Source organism: Pseudomonas sp. GR 6-02, assembly GCF_001655615.1.
GTDB lineage: Bacteria > Pseudomonadota > Gammaproteobacteria > Pseudomonadales > Pseudomonadaceae > Aquipseudomonas.
This window is the reverse complement of record NZ_CP011567.1, coordinates 2,759,047-2,782,230: the sequence shown is the minus strand read 5'-3', so window position 1 is coordinate 2,782,230 and position 23,184 is coordinate 2,759,047. Positions and strand designations below refer to the sequence as shown.

Annotated in this window: 19 protein-coding genes; 10 read left to right on the top strand and 9 right to left on the bottom strand. The window is 60.8% G+C overall.

Annotated elements, in window-relative coordinates:
- The first annotated feature begins 15 nt into the window (after nt 1–15).
- Nucleotides 16–1,344 (top strand): hypothetical protein, encoded by a 1,329-nt coding sequence (locus PGR6_RS12445; protein WP_018927905.1) that lies wholly within the window; start codon nt 16–18, stop codon nt 1,342–1,344.
- A 39-nt stretch (nt 1,345–1,383) separates the two neighbouring features.
- Here the strand turns inward: PGR6_RS12445 and PGR6_RS30570 are convergent, their stop codons facing one another.
- Nucleotides 1,384–2,289: a methyl-accepting chemotaxis protein gene (locus tag PGR6_RS30570; RefSeq protein WP_018927904.1), complete on the bottom strand. Its 906-nt coding sequence runs from the start codon at nt 2,287–2,289 to the stop codon at nt 1,384–1,386.
- A gap of 266 nt (nt 2,290–2,555) precedes the next feature.
- Between PGR6_RS30570 and PGR6_RS12435 the strand changes: the two genes are divergently transcribed.
- The 4 genes from PGR6_RS12435 (at nt 2,556) to PGR6_RS12420 (ending at nt 6,871) form a co-directional block, all read left to right on the top strand.
- On the top strand, nt 2,556–3,533 hold the full coding sequence (locus PGR6_RS12435) for a helix-turn-helix transcriptional regulator (RefSeq protein ID WP_064617365.1): 978 nt from the start codon (nt 2,556–2,558) through the stop codon (nt 3,531–3,533).
- A 128-nt stretch (nt 3,534–3,661) separates the two neighbouring features.
- Nucleotides 3,662–4,543, top strand: a complete 882-nt coding sequence (locus PGR6_RS12430) for a transporter (RefSeq protein WP_177343083.1) — start codon at nt 3,662–3,664, stop codon at nt 4,541–4,543.
- 22 nt (nt 4,544–4,565) lie between these two features.
- The gene (locus tag PGR6_RS12425; protein ID WP_064617361.1) at nt 4,566–5,729 is read left to right on the top strand and encodes an MFS transporter; all 1,164 of its coding nucleotides are present in this window, start codon (nt 4,566–4,568) and stop codon (nt 5,727–5,729) included.
- Nucleotides 5,730–5,764: 35 nt separating this feature from the next.
- The gene (locus PGR6_RS12420) at nt 5,765–6,871 is read left to right on the top strand and encodes a class II histone deacetylase (protein ID WP_018927900.1); all 1,107 of its coding nucleotides are present in this window, start codon (nt 5,765–5,767) and stop codon (nt 6,869–6,871) included.
- Between the two features lie 107 nt (nt 6,872–6,978).
- On the opposite strand, the gene PGR6_RS12415 is transcribed toward PGR6_RS12420, so the two are convergent.
- Both PGR6_RS12415 and PGR6_RS12410 read right to left on the bottom strand, forming a co-directional pair.
- Nucleotides 6,979–7,935, bottom strand: a complete 957-nt coding sequence (locus PGR6_RS12415) for a p-hydroxyphenylacetate 3-hydroxylase reductase component (RefSeq protein ID WP_018927899.1) — start codon at nt 7,933–7,935, stop codon at nt 6,979–6,981.
- A gap of 68 nt (nt 7,936–8,003) precedes the next feature.
- Nucleotides 8,004–9,173, bottom strand: coding sequence for a p-hydroxyphenylacetate 3-hydroxylase oxygenase component (locus tag PGR6_RS12410; protein ID WP_064617358.1), 1,170 nt, complete (start codon nt 9,171–9,173; stop codon nt 8,004–8,006).
- A 274-nt stretch (nt 9,174–9,447) separates the two neighbouring features.
- Here PGR6_RS12410 and PGR6_RS12400 point away from each other — a divergent pair, with 274 nt between their 5' ends.
- The 3 genes from PGR6_RS12400 to PGR6_RS12390 all read left to right on the top strand — a co-directional run bounded on the left by PGR6_RS12400 (nt 9,448) and on the right by PGR6_RS12390 (nt 13,057).
- A complete protein-coding gene (locus tag PGR6_RS12400) occupies nt 9,448–10,935 on the top strand; it encodes an aldehyde dehydrogenase family protein (RefSeq protein WP_018927897.1) in 1,488 nt (495 codons plus the stop codon).
- A 128-nt stretch (nt 10,936–11,063) separates the two neighbouring features.
- Entirely contained in the window at nt 11,064–12,110 is a 1,047-nt protein-coding gene (locus PGR6_RS12395) for an aromatic ring-hydroxylating oxygenase subunit alpha (RefSeq protein ID WP_064617354.1), read from the top strand.
- Nucleotides 12,107–13,057, top strand: coding sequence for a PDR/VanB family oxidoreductase (locus PGR6_RS12390; protein ID WP_064617352.1), 951 nt, complete (start codon nt 12,107–12,109; stop codon nt 13,055–13,057). The genes PGR6_RS12395 and PGR6_RS12390 overlap by 4 nt, the downstream gene beginning before the upstream one ends.
- 10 nt (nt 13,058–13,067) lie before the next feature.
- Here the strand turns inward: PGR6_RS12390 and PGR6_RS12385 are convergent, their stop codons facing one another.
- The 5 genes from PGR6_RS12385 to PGR6_RS12365 all read right to left on the bottom strand — a co-directional run bounded on the left by PGR6_RS12385 (nt 13,068) and on the right by PGR6_RS12365 (nt 19,532).
- Nucleotides 13,068–13,781: a GntR family transcriptional regulator gene (locus tag PGR6_RS12385; protein WP_064617350.1), complete on the bottom strand. Its 714-nt coding sequence runs from the start codon at nt 13,779–13,781 to the stop codon at nt 13,068–13,070.
- Nucleotides 13,782–13,858: 77 nt separating this feature from the next.
- Nucleotides 13,859–15,100, bottom strand: coding sequence for a thiolase family protein (locus tag PGR6_RS12380; RefSeq protein WP_064617348.1), 1,242 nt, complete (start codon nt 15,098–15,100; stop codon nt 13,859–13,861).
- Nucleotides 15,097–16,980 (bottom strand): feruloyl-CoA synthase, encoded by a 1,884-nt coding sequence (locus PGR6_RS12375; RefSeq protein WP_064621249.1) that lies wholly within the window; start codon nt 16,978–16,980, stop codon nt 15,097–15,099. The genes PGR6_RS12380 and PGR6_RS12375 overlap by 4 nt, the downstream gene beginning before the upstream one ends.
- A 143-nt stretch (nt 16,981–17,123) precedes the next feature.
- Nucleotides 17,124–18,572: an aldehyde dehydrogenase gene (locus tag PGR6_RS12370; protein WP_064617346.1), complete on the bottom strand. Its 1,449-nt coding sequence runs from the start codon at nt 18,570–18,572 to the stop codon at nt 17,124–17,126.
- Nucleotides 18,573–18,701: 129 nt separating this feature from the next.
- Entirely contained in the window at nt 18,702–19,532 is an 831-nt protein-coding gene (locus tag PGR6_RS12365) for a p-hydroxycinnamoyl CoA hydratase/lyase (protein ID WP_007895816.1), read from the bottom strand.
- Nucleotides 19,533–19,744: 212 nt separating this feature from the next.
- On the opposite strand from PGR6_RS12365, the gene PGR6_RS12360 reads away from it, so the two are divergent.
- Complete coding sequence (locus PGR6_RS12360) at nt 19,745–20,233, top strand: MarR family winged helix-turn-helix transcriptional regulator (protein WP_018927890.1); 489 nt, start codon at nt 19,745–19,747, stop codon at nt 20,231–20,233.
- Nucleotides 20,234–20,239: 6 nt separating this feature from the next.
- Here PGR6_RS12360 and PGR6_RS12355 read toward each other — a convergent pair whose 3' ends face one another.
- Nucleotides 20,240–21,550: an OprD family porin gene (locus PGR6_RS12355; protein ID WP_019649001.1), complete on the bottom strand. Its 1,311-nt coding sequence runs from the start codon at nt 21,548–21,550 to the stop codon at nt 20,240–20,242.
- Between the two features lie 332 nt (nt 21,551–21,882).
- On the opposite strand from PGR6_RS12355, the gene mhpT reads away from it, so the two are divergent.
- Complete coding sequence (mhpT, locus tag PGR6_RS12350; RefSeq protein WP_018927888.1) at nt 21,883–23,109, top strand: 3-(3-hydroxy-phenyl)propionate transporter MhpT; 1,227 nt, start codon at nt 21,883–21,885, stop codon at nt 23,107–23,109.
- Nucleotides 23,110–23,184: the final 75 nt, after the last annotated feature.

Here is a 23,184-nt window from a genome sequence, read left to right as displayed (position 1 = left end):
CTGGGGAAAACAACAATGGAGCAAACACTGAAAGCACGAGCGCTGCCCAAGGCCGTTGGTCTGGGTATCGCGCTCTTGATCGCCGACTCGTCGGCCCAGGCGTACGAGCTGTATGCCGATAACGACACCAAGGTCACGGGCAACTTCCTCGCGGTCTATGGGATGTTCAACAGTCGCAAGAACTATGACGGCACCACAGGCGGGTCTAGCTGGCGCGAAGGATTTATCAAGTATGGCTTGAGTGTCGAGCAAACGCTCGGCGGCCTGGGCAGCGCCTACGGCACGGCCAATCTGGTCAGTTCCGGCACCTGGGGCGATGGCGATGCGGCGGGCATCACCGACGGTACCGAACGAACCACAAAGTTTGATGAAGCCTTCGCCGGCTGGCGTTCCGGCGACCTGTTCCCGGTACTTGGCAAGGATGGCGTGGATGTGTCGTTTGGGCGCCAGGTCATTACTCTCGGTGACGGTTTCATCATCAACGACGACGGCCTGAACCTGGGTAAAGGTGTGGCGGATGGTGAGTTCAACCGAGGTGGTGCCTATTATCTCGCGGCGCGCCACGCATTCGACGAAACGGCCGTCCTGCGCCTGGGCGGCAAGGAAGGCGTGCACGGCAGCCTGATGTGGATCAAGTCGGACAACCGCGCCCAGGCCAAGACCGAGATGGCCGCCAGCACCCTGGAATACACCGCCGCGCCAGGTACCCTCGGGCTGACGTATATTCACGGCATTGACGTCGATGATCGTTATGCCAGCGACTTCCAGAAGCAACGTGAAGGCATGAACATTTATAGCCTGCGGGGCGCTGGCAATGCCGGAATAGAGAACGCTCACTTTTCCTTCGAATATGCCTGGCAGGACAAGGACGCCGGCCCGGAAAAAGCCTGGTACACCGAAGCCGGCTACACCTTTGCCGACCTGCCATGGTCGCCGGACCTGACGTACCGTTACAGCCGCTATTCCAAAGATTGGGATTCGATGTTCAACGGTGTCAACCGTGGCTACGGCACCTGGTTCCAGGGCGAAGTGGCCGGTAATTATTCGGGCCCGTTCAACAGCAACACCGCGATCCAGCATGTGGCGCTCAAAGTCAAACCACTGGAGCCAGTGACCGTTGGCGTGCTGTTTTTCGACTACAAGACCCTGCACAAGAACAATGCGCTGGACCTCGATGGTCGTGAACTGGACCTGTATGCCGAATGGGCGGTGAACGAGCACCTGATCGTCACCCCGTTGGTGGGCCTGTATAAGCCGGAAAAGGATGAAAGCAACGGCGGTAATCAGGTTGGTGGCAACGGGACCAATGTCTACAGCCAACTGACCGTGGCCGTGCCTTTCTAATCCATGTCAGGAGCTGCCTGGCGCAGCTCCTGACGCGGTTTACTGTTTGTGCTGATGCAACATCGTCTGAATCTGATGAGTCGCCTGGCGGGTATTTTCCGCCAGTTTGCGCACTTCATCGGCCACCACTGAAAACCCGCGCCCGACCTCCCCCGCCCTGGCCGCTTCGATGGCGGCGTTCAAGGCCAGCAAGTTGGTCTGGTCGGCGATGCCTTTAATGACTCCTACCACCGTCGCGATCTGGCCGTAGGTCGCCTGATTCTGCTCGAGCATTCGTTGATGGGTGGCCTCGGCTGAACGCTCATCGCTAATGTCGCGCACCGCGCCGATCACTCGGGTCAAGCGGCCCTGCTCATCACGGGCTGCGCGACCACGCTCGCGACACCAGATGTAACCTCGGGTCTTGTGGCGCATCCGGTATTCAAAGACGTATTCACCACTGCCGTGGGTTGCGAGGATTTCCCGATCGAAGATCGCCATGATCTTCGGCAGATCGTCAGCATGGGTGATGTTGACTTGAGCATCCCAACCGTCGGGCAGCTCGTGCGGGGCATACCCCATGAGGAGGCGGAACTGACTGGAAAACCGCATGCAACTGGCTGGATCCTGCACATCACCGTTGACCACGGTGATGTCCCAGCAACCCTCGGTCAGCGTTGACTGCAACAATTCCCAGATCTGCTCCTCCTGCCGGTGCTGGTGGGACAACTGCACGTGCAGGCTTAACTCGGCCTCCAGCGCCTGCTCGCGGAGCCGGGTCTGTTCCAGCTGTTGGCGAAGCGTTTCAAGCGCCTGCTCGCTGCGCTCCAATTGGCAGGCCTGGCCCTTGGACAGCTCCTCGGCGACCCGCAGACGTTGCACGATTTGGTTTTTTTCTTGTGTAAACCGTTCCAGTTGCAAGGCCTCGGTGAGCGCCTGCTGCTGTTTATGTTTCTTGAAGAACATCAGCCTGTCCTTTGTTCATCGAGTCGAGACACTGGATCTGATAGCAAACGGGAGATGATTGCTTGTACGTGGCTGCTGAGGCGTTTGCTCCTGTCTGCCACACACAAAAGGCCTTCCTGTAGCAGCCATCGTGCATCTGTAGGATAGCGATACTCTCTCAACCCGCCGATACTCGTCCTCAGGCCCTGCCCACGTCCAAACGACGTTTCGGTCCTTAATGACTTCGTGACGAAAACAATAAAAATGTCGCACAGAGGTACATACGAATGAGCCGTCATGATCATGGTCACGCCAGCCTCCTAGAGGCGTTCAGTGCAATGACACTGGAGCTTCAGCGCCTGGCACAGGACAAAGACATCGAGCATTTCCACCACGCCGCGCTGGGCTGCATCAACCAGTTGTTACCCTTCGACAGTGCCTGGTGGGGGCGTGCGGCGCTGATTGAAGGGTTGCCTGAAGAACACAACTCCTATCTCTACAAATTGCCCCGCAGCTACCTGTCGGACTGGCAATCGATTCGCCATATCGACGTGACCGTCGGCAGGGTCCACGACATCCCCGGGCAAGCGGTCATCGTCGACATGCGCGACCCTTCCAACGGTTCCGGACTCAACTGGCTCGGCGAATCCTATGGTATTGGCGAATTGCTGTGCATTGTGTACGTCGACCCACAAACCCACCTCAGCGATCACCTCACGGTGTATCGCGCTCCCGAAGCACCGCGCTTTTCCGATCAGGATTGTCGGTTGCTGAACAACCTCATGCTTCATCTGGTTGCTGCGGTATCGGCCAACCAGATCCGCACCCTTGTGGCCATGCGCGAAACCCTCACCCGCCCGCGCAATCTGGCGCTCGCCGTATGCGACCAGCGCGGCACACTGCACTGCGCGGAACGTGGTTTCGTCGACTTGCTGCTGACCGAGTGGACGGACTGGACCGGCCCTTGCCTGCCGGTGGCAATGGACGCTAATGGGTATGAAGGCAAGCATCTGCAGATCGAGGCCTCGACGGTCGGTGATCTGTTCCTGCTGGCAGCCCGCAGCCGCACTGTGCTGATGCAATTGAGTCCACGAGAAAACGATGTGGCTCAAGGCTTCGGCGAAGGCAAGACCTACAAGGAAGTCGCCCGCGATCTGGGCATGTCACCCAATACCGTGCGCCACCACATCCGCGCCATCTACAGCAAACTCGGGGTCAAGGACAAAGCCCGAATTGCCCATCTGCTGCACGCCCCGCCTGACTGATCTACCCCGCTGACTCGCGCTGACTTTTTAGCTGCCTTTTTGACAGCCACGGGACACTTTTGCCCTTTTTTCCCTATGCCACGTAGGGGCGATCCGTTCGCCGCACAACAACTCAAAGAAGAGACGCAATGCCCATGACCAGTACCTTCAACCGCAACACTGCACTGGCTCTTATCAGTGGTCTGTCGAGCCTGCATGCTGGCGCCGCCGACCTCAACGCCCGGGATTTTTTCGGCGCCCCTTCGGGCACCACCCTGGGCGTGCTGTATTTGCCGGCAAGCCGCGCCAATGATTTCCACGGCCCCGCCGACAGCACGGGCAAGGCCGACCTGAAGGTCAACGCCGTGGCTTATCGCCAGGTCTTTTTCACCGACATCTGCGGCACCCTCTGCACCCCACAATTCATCGTGCCCTTCGCCGACATCAGCGCCCACCTGCCAGGTGCCAGTCAGCACACCGGAGAAAGCGGTTTCGGTGATCCTCAGGTCGGCGGCACCCTGTTCTTCATCAACGACCCCACCTCGCGCACCTACAGCGGGTTGCTGACCCTGATTACCCTGCCGGTGGGCGAGTACCACAGCACAAATCCCGATGTGTCACCCGGTGCCAATCGCTGGGGGGCAACCTTCGTTTACAACTACACCCAGGGCATCGGTGAAAAATGGGTGCTGGAAGCCAACCTCGAAGCCCAGCTCTATGGCAAGAACGACGACTACTTCAGCAATGACCTCAAACAGGACCCTCTGTATCGCTTGCAAGCTTTTGCCTCTTATGACTTCACGTCGAGCACCTATGGCGCGTTGCGACTGATCCACGCCGATGGCGGCGAGTTGCGGATCAATGAACAACGCATCGATGACACCCACAAGCGCTACACCCAGGTGGGTTTCGAAGTCGGTCACTGGCTCGATAAACAGAATCAGTTGATGTTCAGCCTCTCGCAGAACGTCGCCACCGACAACGGCTATCACGGTACCGACGCATTGCTGCGTCTGGTCCATGTGTTCTGAATTCATTCATCGGAGCTTGAACATGAACACCCAGACAAAACCGCTGACCAATCACCGTTCGCTCGCATCATCCCAACTGGCATTGCTGGCAGCCATTGTGTTGTTCGCCGCCATCACCCCGACCATCCTCATGACCGCACCGGCTGTGGCGGCGCAACTGGCAACTCAATGGCAGCTGAGCCCGTCACAGATAGGCAATCTGTTCTCCACCGAACTCGGTGCTATGAGCCTGGCCACCCTGCCCGCTCTCTGGTGGCTCAAACGTATCGACTGGCGCCGCGCCGCATTGCTGGCCGGGATACTGTTCATTGCAGCCAACCTGCTCTCGATGCTTGCCCACGATTATTCGCTACTCCTGGCATTGCGCTTTTGCAGCGCCCTGGCCGGCGGTTCACTGATGATCATCTGTCTGTCCAGCGCCGCCTCGACGTCCAACCCCGATCGCGTCTATGGCTTATGGGTGATGGGGCAACTGGTGGTCGGGGCGATTGGCTTGAGCATCCTGCCACGCCTGTTCGAACACTACGGGCTGTCAGCCTGCTACTTGATCCTTGCAGGGCTGATGACGGTCTTTTTGCCAATGGCCCGTTACTTTCCCCAAGGCAGCCCGCCGACTGAGAAAACCGCCGAGCGAGTAGCCCTCGCCTCGAAGTGGAAGGCGGCACTGGGCATTCTTGCCATCCTGAGTTTTTACATCAGCCTGAGCGGCGTCTGGACCTTTATCGGTTCCATCAGCACCCACGCCGGCCTCTCTGCCGAGTCCAGCGGCGAGATTCTTGCCGTTGCTACGGTGACAGGCATTGTCGGTGCGGGTTGTGCCTCGCTGATCGGCAATCGTCTGCCACGCCTGCTGTTGTTGCTGCTGGGTTACGGGCTGATGGCAGGCTCGGTGCTGCTGTTGCTGGGCCAACCTGAAATGCTGCGCTTTGCTTTGGCTGCGCTGCTTTTCAAGTTCACCTGGACCTTCATTCTGCCGTTGATTCTGGCCTGCCTGGCCGACCTCGACCGTTCCGGAAAACTGATGAATGCCTCCAACCTTGTGATCGGTGGTGGCCTCGCCATCGGCCCGACAGTGGCTGGCCGGCTGATCGAAGCCAGCGGCGGTTTCCAATCGCTGCTTATCGGAGCGACCTGCATCACTTTGCTGTCCCTGGTGTTGATTCTGAGCTGCCGCCCTAGCGCGTGAGTGGTCCTTTTACCCTAAAGAAAATGGAAAGAACGATGAGCCGAAAAAGTGCGTTTTTCTTCGACGAACTCAGCCTCTGGCACAGCGCCGGACTGCACGCCTTGACCTTGCCGGTGGGAGGTTGGGTGCAACCGCCTGCCGCTGCCGGCCACGCCGAATCGCCGGAAACCAAGCGCCGTCTGAAGAGCCTGCTGGACGTTTCCGGCCTGACCCGACACTTACAGGTACGAAGCGCCAATGCGGCAGCGGATGAGGATCTGCTACGGGTTCATACGCCTGACTACCTGCAACGCTTCAAGGCCATGAGTGATGCCGGCGGCGGCGAATTGGGGCCGAACGCTCCCATTGGGCCCGGCAGTTATGAAATAGCCAGGCTGTCCGCCGGACTGGCCATGGCAGCGGTCGATGCCGTACTGTCCGGCGAGGTCGACAATGCCTACTCTCTGTCACGCCCACCGGGTCACCACTGCCTGGCCGACAGCGCCATGGGTTTCTGCTTCCTGGCCAATATCGCCATCGCCATTGAAGCCGCAAAAGCACACCGTGGCCTGGGCAAAGTCGCGGTGATCGACTGGGATGTGCACCACGGCAACGGTACTCAATCAATCTTTGAGGAACGCGGTGATGTGCTGACCATTTCGCTGCATCAAGACAGCTGTTTCCCCGCCGGTTACAGCGGTGAAGCCGATCGCGGCCGCGGCGCGGGATTGGGAGCGAATATCAATATTCCGTTGCCCCCAGGCTGCGGTCATGAGGCTTATCTCTATGCGATGGAGCGTATCGTGATTCCGGCGCTGGAGCGCTTCGAGCCCGAGTTGATCATCGTTGCCTGCGGTTACGACGCCAACGCCGTCGATCCCCTCGCCCGGATGCTGTTACACAGCGACTCGTACCGGCAGATGACTCGCTGCGTGCGCGAAGCCGCCGAACGGTTGTGTCAAGGCCGTCTCGTTCTGGTGCATGAAGGCGGGTACTCCGAAGCGTATGTGCCGTTTTGCGGGTTAGCGACCATTGAGGAATTGGCTGGCATCAGGACTGAAGTCACCGACCCCATGTTGGAGTTTGTGCAGCTGCAGCAACCGAAGGAAGCGTTTGCGGCATTTCAACGGCACTTGATCGATGAGTTGGCCGTAGCACGCTGAGCCTTGGCGCTGACAATGTTGCAGCGCAGTTCAACGGCCCGAGCGTGACGCAAAAAAAATCCGATGCCATTACCGGCATCGGATTTTTCTACCCCAAGATCAAACGGTCAGCAGTTGCTGATCAGTCGTTTCAACACGGTTTTGAACGTTTCTATCTGCGTCTCGCTGAATTCGGCAAAGACTTTCTCTTGTTGCGCCTGAGCGATCGCCCAAAGGTCTTCGGTCTGCTCGATACCGGCAGCCGTCAGACGTACACCGTTGTCATCGTCGTTCACCAACCCCTTGCGTTTGAGGTTGGCGACGGCCTCATCGATTTCCCGAACAGGCATCGCCACCTCACGCAATAGATCGTTGGGGTTCAGCCTTGCGTCACTTTCCAGCACCATCAGCATGCGCGCCTCGCTGGTGCGCAGGCCGGTGGACAGTTGCCGTGGCTGGTAGCTGGACTGGTAGGCCCGCACCGCCTGGGTCATCAGGTAATACAGATTATGGCTGAGGCGCCCCTGAAAATGGCTGCTCGGCGGCTGGCTTTCATCGCGTTTAGTCATGCGGGTATGGGGCAAGACCATGGAATAGGCGCCCTGGTGATAGAGCAAGGGCGAGCGACCGAAATCATCGAACGCCACCACCTTGCCGATCATGATCCAGTGATCGCCGCCATCCACCTGCTGGTACTTCTCGCAGTGAAAACGCGCCGAGCAATCGGCGAACACCGGTGCCCCGCCCTCGCCCGGTTCGAACTCGATCTCGGCGAAACGATCTTCCTTGGGCCGGGCGAAATTATTGGAAAGGTCAATCTGGTCCGCCGCCAACACGTTGACCGCGAAATGGCTGGCCTGCTCGAACACCTCGTGGCTGTTGGAACGCTTGTCGATGCTCCACAGCACCAGCGGCGGATCGAGGGATACCGAGTTGAAGCTGTTGGCGGTCACCCCGACTTTGCGCCCGGATGCGCTGGCGGCAGTCACCACCGTCACCCCGGTGGCGAAATTGCCCAGCGCCCGGCGAAAAGCCCGTGGGTCGAAGGTCGTTTCAGTAGCTGCACAAACGCTGTTATCAGACATGCAAGACTCCCGGACTGCTTTCAGGAGCAGTCCTGATTGTTGTTATGGGGACGCGGTGACGATCTGGTTCAGATCATGCTCGGGTCGGGCTCCAGACCCATCAGCTCGCGGCCGAGGATCTGCGCGCAGACGTCGTAGTCGGTGTAGGCATGGGCCCCGGTCATGTGCGAGTCGCGGAACAGGCGTTGCATCTCGTTATGCTCGAACCAGGCATTGCCGCCGGCGGCCTCGAACAACCGGTCCACTGCCTGAATGCACATCTTGGTGGCGTAGGCCTGGTTGGTGCGCCAGAACGCCAGGGTTTCGCGGCTTGGGTATTCATGTCGTTCGCTGTGCTCGGCATGCTCCTGCCAGGTCTTTTCGAGAAAGGCCCGGGCCGCTGCAACCTGATGGGTCGACTCGGCCAGGCGCATCAATGCCGGGGTCGCGGCACCGACCGCCGCACCGGTGTAGGCACGCACGCGGGTTTTGGTTTTTTCACGGAACACCTCGAGCATGCGCTCGGCGACACCCAGGCTCACGGTGGAGAAACCGCTGGCAAAGTAAGGACGGTATGGCGAGTAGAAGATCTTGCTGTCCGGGTACAGACCGAAACCCGCGGACTTGCCCTCCATCATGTCCTTGGCTTTCTGGATGCGATGTTCCGGTACCAGCACATTGTCGATGATCAAGGTCTTGGTGCCACTGCCTTTCATGCCAGCGGCGAACCAGTCGTCACGGATCTGATAGTCGCTGCGCGGCAGCACCGCGAAACAGTAATCCTGGGTCCCCTCGGCATTCTTGCGACGGAAACCGACAATCGCCCACTCGGCATGGTCGCAGCCGCTGCTCCAGCCCATTTCACCGCTGAACAGCACACCGCCTTCGGTCTCTTCGGTACGGCCGAAAGGCGCGATGCTGCTGCTGGCGGTGGCATCCGGGTTGGTGCCCCAGACTTCCTGCTGCAATTTGGCCGGGAACATCGCCAGTTGATGGCTGTGAGTACACAGCAGACTCATGGCCCATGCCGTGCTGGCACAAGCGCCGGCGAGCAAGGCAATGCAGTCGGCAAATTGCGGCAGCGATATTTCCATCCCGCCGAACTGCTTCGGCTGAAAGGCACGGTGCATGCCGATGCTTTTGAGCAGCGCAATGTTCTCGTCGGGGACCTTGCGGTCCTGCTCGGCCTCAAAGGCATTGGCAGCGATGGTCGGCAGAATGGATTTGAGGTCTTCGAGGAGCGGGTTTGGCTTTTTCATGGACGGCCCTGCTTATTATTGGATGTCCGGCCGGCGCCCCGAATCGAGGCACGGCAGCGGATACAGGGCCAGTATGGAACCCGCCATCGCGGTAGAAAATGCACCTTCCAGAGCCAAGATTGTACTTTTCAAAGGCAACGATCCAATCATTCTGCCCACACTTGAAGCCGTTCTGGCACCCACGGGCATGTAGCACGGCAGGCACAGTCAAGCCACGCATGCCCCCACGGATTAACCTCGGGTTTTTCTCTTGTTCGCGATCAGGAAAACCCCCATGAGCGATATTGCGCTGCTGCCTCAAGTTGAAGCCTTCCTCCGTCGAAGCCATGCATTGTTTATCGACGGCGGCTACGTCCAGAGCCGTTCCAGCCAGACACTGGAAGTGATCAACCCTGCCACTGGCAAGGTCATTGCCCAGGTCGCCAATGCCGATCCAGCCGATATCGACGCGGCGGTGGAATCGGCCAAACGTGGCTTCAAACAATGGTCCCAGGCCACACCGGCGACGCGGGGCAATGTGCTGCTGAAACTGGCGGACTTGCTGGAGCGCAACCGCGAAGAACTGGCACAGATCGAAACCTGCCAATCGGGCAAGATCATCCAGATTTCCAGGGCTTTCGAAGTCGATCAGGCCGCTCACTTTCTGCGTTACTACGCTGGCTGGGCGACCAAGATCAGCGGCCAGACCATCACCCCGTCATTGCCCTCCTTCGCCGGCGAACGCTATACCGCCTATACCTTGCGCCAACCCGTCGGGGTGGTGGTCGGCATCGTGCCGTGGAACTTCTCCACCATGATCGCTATCTGGAAACTCGCCTCGGCACTGGTGACCGGTTGCAGCATCATCATCAAACCCAGTGAGTTCACCCCGCTGACCATCCTGCGGATCGCCGAACTGGCCATTGAAGCCGGTCTCCCGGCCGGCGCACTGAACGTACTGACAGGGGGCGGGCTGGTTGGCAAAGGGCTGATCGAACACCCGGGCACCGACAAGGTGTCGTTCACCGGCTCGGTGCCGACCGGCATTGCCGTCGGTCAGAGCGCCATGGGTGCTGGCCTGACCCGCGCCACCCTGGAGCTGGGCGGTAAAAACTCGGCGGGGTTCCTGCGCGACGTCGATCTGGATAAAGCGGTCAACGGCATCATCGAAGCTGGCTTCCTGCATTCCGGGCAAATCTGTGCCGCTGCCGAACGGTTCTTCGCCCATCGCTCACAGATCGAGCCAATCATGGACAAACTGGCCCAACGTTTGAGCACGCTGAACATCGGCTCGCCCCTGGACGAGCGCACCGAATTCGGCCCGGTGACCAACCGCCAGCATCAACTCAAGCTCGGCGCGTTTTTCGACAAGGCCCGTGCTGAAAACAACACCATCATCTGCGGTGGCAACCTGATCGACCGCCCCGGCTGTTATGTCGAACCGACGGTGATCCTCGCCAACACCGTCAACGACTCCCTGCTCAACGAAGAAACCTTCGGCCCGGTCGCCACCTTCTACCCCTACGACACCGAAGACGAGCTGCTCGAACTGATGAACAACACACCGTACGGCCTGAGCGCGAGCCTGTGGACCAACGATTTGTCCAAAGCCATGCGCATGATCCCGAGCATCGAAGCCGGCACCGTCTGGGTGAACATGCACACCCTCCTCGACCCGGCAGTACCGTTCGGCGGCATCAAGTCTTCAGGCATCGGCCGTGAATTCGGCGGCGCGTTTATCGACGACTACACGGAGCTGAAATCCGTGATGATCCGCTATTGATTCGGAGGATTCCAAAGTCACCAGTGGATCCACTAAATCGTTAATAAACAGAATCAGTTTGACAAAACCTCAATAAATCACCATTAATGGATCCACTAAATAACAACAAACAACCTTGGAGAATCTCCATGTACCCCAAGAACACCTGGTACGTCGCCTGCACGCCCGATGAAATCGCTGGCAAGCCATTGGGCCGTCAGATCTGCGGTGAAAAGATGGTTTTTTACCGCGGCCACGAGGGTAAGGTGGCGGCTGTCGAGGACTTCTGCCCTCATCGCGGCGCGCCGCTGTCCTTGGGCTATGTGGAAAACGGCAATCTGGTGTGCGGCTATCACGGCCTGGTGATGGGGTGCGACGGCAAGACTGTGGAAATGCCCGGGCAGCGGGTTCGCGGCTTCCCGTGCAACAAGACCTTTGCCGTGGTCGAGCGCTACGGCTTTATTTGGGTCTGGCCCGGCGATCAGGCGTTGGCCGACCCGGCGCTGATCCATCATCTGGAATGGGCGGTCAGTGACGAGTGGGCCTATGGCGGCGGCCTGTTCCACATCCAGTGCGACTACCGCCTGATGATCGACAACCTGATGGACCTGACTCATGAAACCTACGTTCACGCGTCCAGCATTGGCCAAAAGGAAATCGACGAAGCGCCGCCCGTGACCACGGTCGACGGCGACGAGGTGGTCACCGCCCGCCACATGGAAAACATTATGGCCCCGCCCTTCTGGCGCATGGCCCTGCGTGGCAACAACCTGGCCGACGATGTGCCGGTGGACCGCTGGCAGATCTGCCGCTTCACCCCGCCCAGCCATGTGCTGATCGAAGTCGGCGTGGCCCATGCCGGCCATGGCGGTTATCACGCTCCCCAGCAGTTCAAGGCGTCGAGCATCGTCGTCGATTTCATCACGCCGGAAACCGAGACCTCGATCTGGTACTTCTGGGGCATGGCGCGCAATTTCAATCCGCAGGATGAAGCCTTGACCGCGAGCATCCGCGAGGGCCAGGGCAAGATTTTCAGCGAGGACCTGCAGATGCTCGAACGCCAGCAACAGAACCTGCTCAGCCATCCCGCGCGCAGCTTGCTCAAGCTCAATATCGACGCTGGCGGCGTGCAGTCACGTCGCGTTCTGGAGCGATTGATCGCCAAGGAGCAAGCCCCGCAGGAGTCAATGGCATGATCGAAGTGCTGGTGGTATCGCGCAACAACGAAGCCCACGACATCTGCAGCTATGAGCTGGCCAGTGTCGATGACCGACCGCTGCCGGCCTTCAGCGCCGGTGCGCATATCGATGTGCACCTGCCCGGCGGCTTGATCCGGCAATACTCCCTGTGCAACCACCCCGAAGAACGCCATCGCTACCTGATCGGCGTTCTCAAGGACCCGACCTCCCGCGGTGGTTCACTGGCCATGCACGAGCAGATCCACCCCGGCACCCGCCTGCCGATCAGTGAACCGCGCAACCTGTTCCCGTTGGTCCATGAGGCCAGGCGCAGCCTGCTGTTCGCTGGTGGTATCGGGATCACGCCGATCCTGTGCATGGCCGAACGCCTGGCACACAGTGGCGCGGATTTCGAGCTGCATTACTGTGCCCGATCACGGGACCGTGCAGCCTTTGTCGAACGCCTGCAACGCTCGCCTTTTGCCGACCGGGTGTTCCTGCATTTCGATCAGGAACCCGACACCGTGCTGGACGCGGCCAAGGTTCTGGCCACGCCGCAGAGCGACGTTCATTTATATGTGTGTGGCCCCGGTGGCTTCATGCAGCACGTGTTGGACACGGCCAGGAAGCAGGGCTGGCAGGAACAATACCTGCACCGCGAGTACTTCGCCGCCGCGCCCGTCGACACTGGCGCCGATGGCAGTTTCTCGATCAAGGTCGCCAGTAGCGGTCAGGTCTTTGAGGTGCCGGCCGACAAGAGCGTGGTGCAAGTACTGCAAGACCACGGCATCGAAATCGCCATTTCCTGTGAACAAGGCATTTGTGGCACTTGCCTGACTCGGGTTCTGGAGGGGGTGCCGGAGCATCGCGACCTGTTCCTCACCGAGGATGAACAGGCCTGCAACGACCAGTTCACCCCTTGCTGCTCGCGCTCGAAAACGCCGCTGCTGGTGCTGGATATCTGATAAACCGCGCTTATTCCGAGCGGAGAATGACCTTCATCCGCTCCTCGGCCGTCGCTGAGCCGAAGACCTCGGCGTAGCGCAACGTGGCGTTGGCGTGTTCGCGCATGATCGCTTCGGCACGCGCGCCCTGGCGGTTGACCAAGGCATCGAACACCGAATGGTGTTGCATGTGGGCATAGTTGAAGCGTCGGTATTCCCGGACCATGTCGTTGCGGTCCACGGCCAGGGCGGTCACCGAAGCGAAGGGCAAATGATCGTTGCGCGCCAGGGCATCGGCGATCGCCGGGTTGTGGCTTCCCTCGACGATCACCTGGTGAAAACGCATGTTGAGGTCGTGATAGACCTCCAGGTCTTCTATGGTCACGTACCCTTTATCGAACAGCTGATCACCCTGCATCAGGCACTGTTCGAGGGTCGCCCGGGCTTTGTCCGAGAGCCCGCGCTCGGCGGTCTGACGCGCCGCCAGGCCTTCGAGTACGCCCCGTACTTCGACCGCACCGGCAATGTCATCGGGGCTGACCGAACGCACCTGAAACCCGCGCCCGCCAAAACGCACCAGCAAGCCTTCCTGCTCCAGCGTGCGGAACGCCATGCGCACCGGCATCCGCGAAACACCGAACAGCTGCGCCGTGGGGATTTCCATCAACCGCTCGCCCGCCGCCAGTTCGCCCGAGGCGATCATCTTGCGCAATGCGACCAACACCGTTTGACCGGGCTTACTCATCCAGGCAACTTCCAGAAAGGTGGGCCTGCATAGTAACGCAAGAGAGAGACGCCAGGTTTGGGCAGAGGTCGCGGTGTTCAGCCTTGATAGGCAGGATTCTCGATCAGCAGCGCCATACCCTGTCCTCCGCCAACACACGCGGCGGCAATGCCATAACGCAGATTGCCCTCGCGCAGTTGCCTGGCCAGGGTCAGCACCAGACGCAACCCGCTGGCGGCCAAGGGATGCCCCAGGGCGATGGAGCCGCCCCGCCGGTTGAGGCGGTCGCCGTCCAGTTCAAGCACCTGCGCCACGGCCAGCACCTGTGCCGCCTGGGCTTCGTTGATTTCCAACAAGCCGATGTCGTCAATGGCCAGGCCGCTGCGTTGCAGCAGCAACTGGATCGCCGGCGCCGGGCCGATGCCCATGAACTCCGGTGCCACCCCCACCACGGCACTGGCCAGCAAATGGGCCAACACCGGACGCCGAGCCGCAGAGGCTCGCCCCACCAGCGCGGCCGCCGCACCATCGACCACCGCGCAACTGTTGCCGGCCGTTTGCACACCGCCGGCATGCACCGACTGCAACCGGCCCAAAGCGCTCAGGTCGGTAGGTCGCGGGTGGCTATCGTGCGTTACGCGGTCCACGCCCCGTGGCAACTGAATATTGCGTGGCTGATAGCCGGCCAACTCAAAACGCTCATTACCAATCGCTACCAGTTCCGGCTCGAACCAGCCGTCGGCTTGCGCCTGCAATGCCAGTTGATGACTGCACAGAGCGTAGCGATCCACTTCGTCGCGGCTCAAGCCATGCCGCCGGGCCAGGTTGTCGGCGGTGGTGATCATGTCTACGCCTGGGGCCGGGTCGTAGAGGGCTTCCCACAGAAAGTCCTTGAACGCCACCTCGGCGCCGAGCCGGAAACCGCTGCGGTGGGTGTAAGCGGCAATCGGGTTGCGTGACATCGATTCGGCTGCCACACACAGGGCCAGCTGCACGCCGTCATCCAGCTGCCTGGCGGCCTGCCGCAAGAGTTCGAAACCGGTGGCGCAGATGCGCTGCACCCCCAGCGCCGGAGTCTCTTGCGGCACACCACTGTAAAGGCCGATATGTCGAGGCAGCAGGTAAGCATCGAAACTGGCCTGAGCCACGGAGCCGGCGAGCACGCTGTCCACCGAGGACGGATCGAGAGCGGCGCGGGCCAATACCTCGCGCCCGACCTTGATCCCCAGATCGATCGGCGAGACCTGAGCCAAGTCCCCGCCAAGGTCGACCCAAGGCGTGCGCAGGGCTTCGAAAATCGCCACATCGCTAAAGCTCGAATACTGCCCCGCACCGTTCACGGCAGAGGTCCGGCACGCAGGATGGAAGGATCTTCACCGCGATACAGCGCCTCGACCTTGTCGGCACGCCACTGCAACACCGCACGCTGATTGATCGAGCCCTTGTCGGTGATTTCACCACGGTCGATGGAAGCAGGTTCGTCGAGCAGCGCGATCCATTCCAGGCGGCTGGCATTACCGGTGGCGTCGCGGTTGAGCCGTTGCAGCCAATCGCTGAACCACTGACGCACCGGCGCGCTGGCCAGAATCTCGGCATCGCTGGCGTGGGCACCCAAACCCGCCAGACGTCGGCATTCATACAACCGGGGAAAGACCAGCGCCCCCAGGCACTCGCGGTCCGGTGCGGCCACCACCAGGTCCTGAACATAAGGAGAACCTTCGAGCACCGCACGATTGCGCAGCGGACCGACGCTGACAAACACGCCGGAGCTGAGCTTGAAGTCCTCGGCGATGCGCCCGTCGAACATCAGCCCAAGTTGCGGATCACGGGGGTCAGCCAGCTTTAACGCATCGCCAGAACAGTAGAAACCCTGTTCGTCGAACACCTCGGCGGTCTGCTGCGGCGCGCGCCAGTAACCCGGCATGATGTGTGGCCCGCGAAAACGCCCTTCCAGCTTGCCGTCCACCGGCACCAACCGCACTTCGCAACCGGGTGCCGGCAGGCCGATGTAGCCGGCCATGGACAATGGCCCGGTGGTGAACGTGCAGGACGGCGACGCCTCGGTCATGCCAAGCCCGGCCATCATGCGAATGCGTTCGCCACAATGCTGTTCAGCGACCCGGTCCAAGCGATCCCAAACCCGTTGCGACAAACCGGCGGCAGCGAAAAAGAACAGCTTCATGCGCGAGAAGAAACGCTCGCGCAACTCGCCATCCTGCTCCAGAGCGTTGACCAGCTCTTCCCAGCCCTTGGGCACGGTCAGGTAGGCGGTGGGCGATATTTCCTTGAGGTTGCGCAGTGTTTCAGCAAAACCCTGAACGGTCGGCTTGCCGTCGTCCAGGTAAAAAGTGCCGCCGTTGTACAGCACAATACCGACGTTGTGGCTGCCACCGAAGGTGTGATTCCACGGCAGCCAGTCCACCAGCACCGGAGGTTCTTCGCCGAACACCGGGAAGGTTTGCAACAGCATCTGCTGGTTGGCGCAGAGCATGCGCTGGGTGGTGACCACCGCCTTGGGCAGTTTGGTGGAGCCTGAGGTAAACAGGAATTTGGCGATGCTGTCTGGCCCGGTAGCCGTGAACGCGCAATCGGCCTCGGCACCGCCGGGCCGTTCCAGCAGGCTGGCAAAACTCGCCTGACGGCGGCCCGGTACTTGGCCATGCACGGTAACCAGCGGCGTATCGGCCGGCAGCACCGCCTCAATCGCCCGCTGATAGGTCGCGGCGTCGCTGACGAACACCAGCCCCGGTTGCAGCAGGTCGCAGACATGCCGCAGCTTGGCGAAATCCTGGGACAACAACGAATAGGCCGGGGAAATCGGGCTATAGGGAATGCCGGCGTACATCGCGCCCAGGGCCATCTGCAAATGCTCGATGTCGTTGCCCGAGAGGATCGCCAGTGGTCGCTCGGACGACAGGCCGTAACTCAGCAGGCTCTGGGCAATGGCGCGGACGCTGGTCAGCATCTCGGCGTAACTCACCCGGTGCCAGTCGCCGCCGTCCTCGCGAGCGGCGACAAAGGTCTGTTGCGGGCGAACCCGGGCCCAATGCACCAGGCGATCGAGCAAGCGTAAGGGCAACTCGGCCAAGGGTTCCAGGGAACGCATATGCAATATGCCCTGCTCTTCGCTGACCTCGACCGCAGGACAGCCGATGGATACCTGGCGATAGCGTGGCGCACTGGCGTCGGCCTGGGGTGGCGATCTGAATTCGGAACTCACGTGCTTGTTCTCCATCAAGGCACGCCACCGGTCCGCTGCGAAGCAGTCAACTGGGGCATGGCAGCCTTGTTATTGTTATATCTGGCCTGCACGCGGGCGACGAGCGCTCTCAAGCGTGCATCGCCCGGCGCTGCGACAGCTGCTCAGATCGGGTAGTGCCGCGGTCCGTTCTGCAAGGTCACCCAGCGCAATTGGGTGAAGTGCTCGATGGACGCCTTGCCGCCAAAACTGCCATAGCCGCTGGACTTGACCCCGCCGAAAGGCATCTGTGCCTCGTCGTGCACAGTCGGGCCGTTGATATGGCAGATGCCCGACTCGACTCGCTGGGCCAAGGCCAACGCGCGACCGGTGTCACGACTGAAGATCGCCGCCGACAAGCCGAACTCGGAATCATTGGCCAGACGCAGCAGCTCTTCATCGCCCTCACCGCGCAGCACCACCGCCACCGGGCCAAAGGATTCTTCACGGTACAGGCGCATGGCATCGGTGACGCTATCGAGCAAGGTCGGCTGCAGAATACTGCCCTCCAACCGGCCACCTGCGACCAGGGTTGCGCCCTTGTCGAGAGCATCGTCGATCATCAGTTTGATCCGTTCGCCGGCGTTGCTGTCCACCAGGGAACCCAGCACCGAACCTTCCGCATTGGGGTTGCCGGCGGGCAAGGTGGCGATCTTCGCCGCCAGTTTGGCGACAAAGGCATCGGCCACCCTGGCATCGACGATCAGGCGCTCGGTGGACATGCAGATCTGTCCCTGGTTGAAGAAGGCACCGAAGGCTGCGGCCTCGACTGCCGCATCCAGGTCGGCATCTTCCAGCACCAGGAACGGCGCCTTGCCGCCCAGTTCCAGCAACGCCGGCTTGAGATGACGCGCCGACAGTTCACCAACGATGCGCCCGACATGGGTCGAGCCGGTGAAGTTGACCCGACGCACCGCCGGGTTGGCGATCAACCGTTCGACAATCGCCGCGGCATCCTGGGGCGCGTTGCTGATGACGTTGACCACGCCGTCACCGAGGCCGGCGTCCTGCAACACCTGGCCGATCAGCCTATGCACCGCCGGGCTCAGTTCCGACGCCTTGAGCACCACGGTGTTGCCGCAGGCCAGCGGCATGGCGATGGCGCGGGTGGCGAGGATGACTGGGGCGTTCCACGGCGCGATGCCGAGCACCACGCCACACGGTTGACGCAGGGCCATGGCGAAGCTGCCGGGCACATCCGAAGGAATGACTTCGCCGGTGATCTGGGTGGTCATGGATGCCGCTTCACGCAGCATGTTCGACGCCAGATGCACATTGAAGCCGTACCAGTTGGCCATGGCGCCGGTCTCGCCAGCGGCGGCGATGAATTCCGCGCTGCGGGCCTGCAACTGCTCGGCGGCGCGCAACAACCGGGTGCGTCGTTCATTGGGGGCCAGGGCCGCCCAGATGGGGAATGCCGCTTTGGCCGCAGCCACGGCGGCGTCGGCATCTTCCAGGGTGGCGGCGGCAACCCGCGACACGATTTCTCCGGTCACCGGATTACGCCGTTCGAAGGTTCGACCGTCTCGGGCGGGGCACGACTGGCCGCCGATCAGCAGGGGCACGTCCAGCATGGTGATTCCTCTTTATTGTCTTTATCGGGAATACGTTCGAGGGGCTCACAGTAGCGCCGAGGCGCCGGGGCGAACAGCTGGCGGACGCTCGATCGCCCGGCCAGCTCGCCTTGTTCTAAACGCCAGGGCTCAGCGTTTGTAAGCCTGCAAACCGGGCTTGATGCTCTTGTCGTCGAGGAACTGCTTCATGCCCTGCTCGCGGCCACCTTCGGTGTCCAGAAGACGCGACTGATCGAGCTTGGCGTACAGGTAATCTTCGTTCTGCTCCCAGGTCAGTTCGCGGCAACGCTTGAAGCCATGCTTGGCTGCGCGCAGCACCACCGGGTTTTTCTCCAGCAGGTTACGCGCCAGTTCGATCGTCACCTCACGCAGTTGCGCCAGCGGCACGCTCTCGTTGACCAGGCCCATCTCGGCGGCTTTCTGCCCGCCGAAGGTCTTGCCGGTCATGATGTAGTACAGCGACTGGCGATGGCCCACGGTGTCGGCCATGGCCTTGCTCACCAGGTTGCCCGGCGGAATGCCCCAGTTGATTTCCGACAGGCCGAAAGTCGCTTCATCGGCGCAGATCGCCAAATCGCAGGCCACCAGCGGGCTGAAACCGCCACCGAAGCACCAGCCGTTGACCATGGCGATGGTCGGCTTGGCGTACATGCGCAGCAGTTTCCATTGCCATTGAGAGGCTTCGCGGCGGATTTTTTCCTGAAGGATTTCCGGGCCGGCGTCCACTTCGCGGAAGTATTCCTTGAGGTCCATGCCTGCAGTCCAGGCTTCGCCCGCCCCCGTCAGCACCAGGACACCGGCGTCCGGATCCTGCTCCAGGGTTTCCAGAACGTCGATCATCTCGCGGTTCAGGGTCGGGCTCATGGCGTTGCGTTTTTCCGGACGGTTGAGGATGACCCAAGCGATGCCTTCCTCGATTTCCACTTTGACCGTTGTCCAGCGACCTTCGTAATTGCTCATGGCGATGCTCTCTTGTTCTTGGCTTGACGATGGGTAAAAACTAAACCGCAAATATAGTTATGTCAATTAACTATTAATAAAATTAACCGAGTTGTTTTCGTGCCTGAAACGGGCGCAGCGCCTAGAAATCTGAAAGAGGTCGTGGCTATCCCCGGCCAATCTCGGCAAACTAGATAGCCTTCTTAACCGCCAGCCCGAGGATTCACCCTGCAATGGCCAAGTCTTCCAAGATTGCCGCCGCCCCCGAGGCGCCTGCCGACAGCCCCGAAACCCAGGCGTCGCTGGACGCAGCCCTCGACGACCTGATCGGTTACGCCATGCGCCGGGCGCAACTGAAACTGTTCCAGAACCTGATTGGCCGGCTCTCGGCCCACGACTTGCGCCCGGCGCAGTTCTCGGCCCTGGCGATCATCGACCAGAACCCCGGGCTGATGCAGGCCGACCTGGCCAAGGCACTGGCCATCGAGCCACCGCAAGTGGTGCCGCTGCTGAACAAACTGGAAAGCCGGGCGCTGGCGGTGCGAGTGCGCTGCAAACCGGACAAACGCTCCTACGGGATTTTTCTCAGCAAGACCGGCGAAACCCTGCTCAAGGAGCTGAAACTGATCGCTGCCGAGAGCGACATGGATGCCACGTCCGCCCTCGACAGTCAGGAACGCGAAGAACTGCTCAGGTTGCTGAAGAAGGTCTATCAGGCCTGAAACGACTTACCAGATCGGCACGGTGTAGAGCACCAGAAAGCGGGTCTGGTTTTCATCGCGAAACGCCGCGCCAGTGGGGAAGTCATTGCGATAGATCGACTTGCGCGCCATCAGCCCGACGTTCTTCAGCGGCCCACTCTGGATCACATACCCCAGCTCCATCTGGAACTCCCGCTCCTTGCGGTCATCGGCATTCAGCGCCGCCAGTTCGATATGGTCACCGCGCACATAACGCAGCCGGCTCTTCAGGCCGGGCACCCCGGCGGCGGCGAAGTCATAGTCGTAGATCGCCTGCCAGGTTCGCTCCTTGGCATTGAGAAAGTCCGAGCTCATGGTCAGCTCACTCATGCCCATCAACTCGGTACCCGACACATAAGGCGTCGCGGTGTCACCACTGGAGTGCATATAACCCAGGCTCAGGCGATGGCCGCCAAAGCGATAACCGAACAACGCCGAGAGGTTGCGGTTGTCCACCTTGCCGGCCTTGGCGCTGCCGTCCTCGTCGCTGAAAAAACTGCGCAAGTCAGTGGTCAACGTGCCCTCGCCTACCTGCAGCGTGTGCAGCAAGGCCAGGGTGTTCTGCTGATACAGATCCGCCACTTCGGCGTGATAGGCACGCAGGCTCAGATCCTTGTTCACCTGGTAATCGCCACCGACATAGGCCATGTGCGATGAGGTGGCCGCGCCGTTGAAACGCCGGTTCGGCGAGGCGATGCTCATCGGCTGGTAGTTGGTGGAATCGCGCTTGTTGATGCGATCGATGTAGCCAGTGTTGAAGGTCAGCCCGTCGATGTCCTTTGAACTGAGGGTGGTGCCACGAAACGTCTGTGGCAGCAGCCGTGACGGACTGGCGAAAGCGAACGGCAGGAAGATCGACACATCGCCGGTCTTCACCGTGGTCTGGGCAAAACGCATCTTGGCGGTCATGGCCAGGCGCGAATACTCGTCCGCCGCACGCTTGTCGCTGGCGGACACCGGCAACAACTCGGTGCCGCTGCGGTCCGGCGACGAGTCCAACTTGACGCCCATCAGGCCGCGAGCGTCCAGGCCAAAACCAACAGTCCCCGGAGTAAAGCCCGACTCCATATTCATGATAAAACCCTGGGCCCATTCCCGGGCCGCGGTCTTCGCCCCGTCGTCCTTGTAGTCCCGATCCAGGTAGTAATTGCGCAGGGTCAAGGTGCCGTGACTGTCATCGATAAAGCCTTCGGCCAGCGCCGGAGTGGCAATCACACTCAAACCCAACAGGGCCAGATGACGTGCGCGAACAGGTAAGGTTGAGATCGCCACGAGGGCGTCCCGAGGGAGATTTGGCATGTTCGATGTCCACTTATTGTTGTTGTTTTTTTGAACGGGATCGTCGGGTTGCCCCAAGGATCTCCGGTCAGAGAATGGAAACGCCTGAGGGTGGCGTCAATCCACAATGACCGATAATCGAACATTAATATTATTATCTATTTTTTAAATACATCTTCAACCATATGTCATCACATTGATTTAAATGAAATTAATGGCATTTTTCAGTAAAAAACCTTGGTCATTCATTTTTTAGTTATCTTTGTTAATCTTAATTTCAGCCTGCTATCGCCTACAGCAATCAGGCTCGCGTTCCCCCGTAAGCCCCAACAAAAACAATAATGAGGTTCGCCATGGACACCCCATCACGTCGCACGACGCTGACCATCGCCCTGTGTTTTATCGTTGCACTGATCGAAGGCTTCGACCTGCAAGCCGCTGGCACTGCCGCCGCAGGCCTGCGCCAGACCTTTGCCCTGGACCCGAAAATGATGGGTTGGGTATTCAGCGCCGGCATCATCGGTTTACTGCCGGGTGCCTTCTTCGGCGGCTGGATCGCCGATCGCATCGGCCGCAAGAAAATCCTCATCGGCGCGGTGCTGCTGTTCGGCGTGTTCTCCCTCAACACGGCCTATGTCAGCAGTTTTTCCGGCCTGCTGCTGGCGCGCTTCATGACGGGCCTGGGCCTGGGTGCCGCCCTGCCCAACCTGATCGCGCTGTGTGCCGAAGCCGTGGGTGAGCAACGTCGCGGCACCGCGATCAGCATCATGTATGCCGGCGTACCGTTGGGCGGCGCGCTGGCGGCGGTGGTCGCCATGCTGTTTGCCGAGCATTGGCAGATGACCTTCATCATCGGTGGTCTCGTGCCCTTGCTGGTGGTGCCGTTGATGGTCCTGCTGCTGCCTGAGTCCAGCGCCTTTCGCCAGCAACAAGGCAGCGTCAACGTGGCGCGCGCGTCAACCGGCCAGGCGCTGTTCGGCGAAGACCGGACCCGCGTCACCCTGGCGTTGTGGCTGAGCTACTTCTTCACCCTGACCGTGATGTACATGCTGCTCAACTGGCTGCCATCGCTGTTGCTGGAACAGGGTTTCAGCAAACCCCAGGCAGGCCTGGTGCAGATGCTGTTCAACATCGGCGGCGCCCTCGGTTCCCTGCTCGGCGGGCTGCTGCTGGATCGCTGCAACGGCATCAAAGTGGTGCTGTTTGTCTACGCCGGGTTGCTGGCGGCGCTGGCTGGAGTCGGCCTGTCGGTGGGCATCGTCCCCATGGCCATCGCCGGTTTTTCCGCCGGGTTGTTTGTGATGGCCGCGCAGCTGGTGCTGTACGCCCTGGCACCGCCGTCGTACCCGACCTCGGTGCGCGCCACCGGCGTCGGCGCTGCGGTGGCGATCGGTCGCCTCGGATCAGTAGCCGGGCCCTTGGCCGCCGGGCAGATTCTGGCGGCCGGGGCCGGCACCACCGGAGTTTTGCTGGCGACCTCGCCCGGGCTGCTGATTGCAGCACTGGCGATCATCAGCGTGATTGCCCGCTCGGCCGAGCCGCCGTTGCGTACGGCGAACCCGATTGCGGATAAAACCTGACCGGGGCGCCCTCCTTGTAGCAGCTGCCGAGCCTGCGTGGCTGCGTTCGGCCGTAGCAGCTGTCGAGCTTGCGAG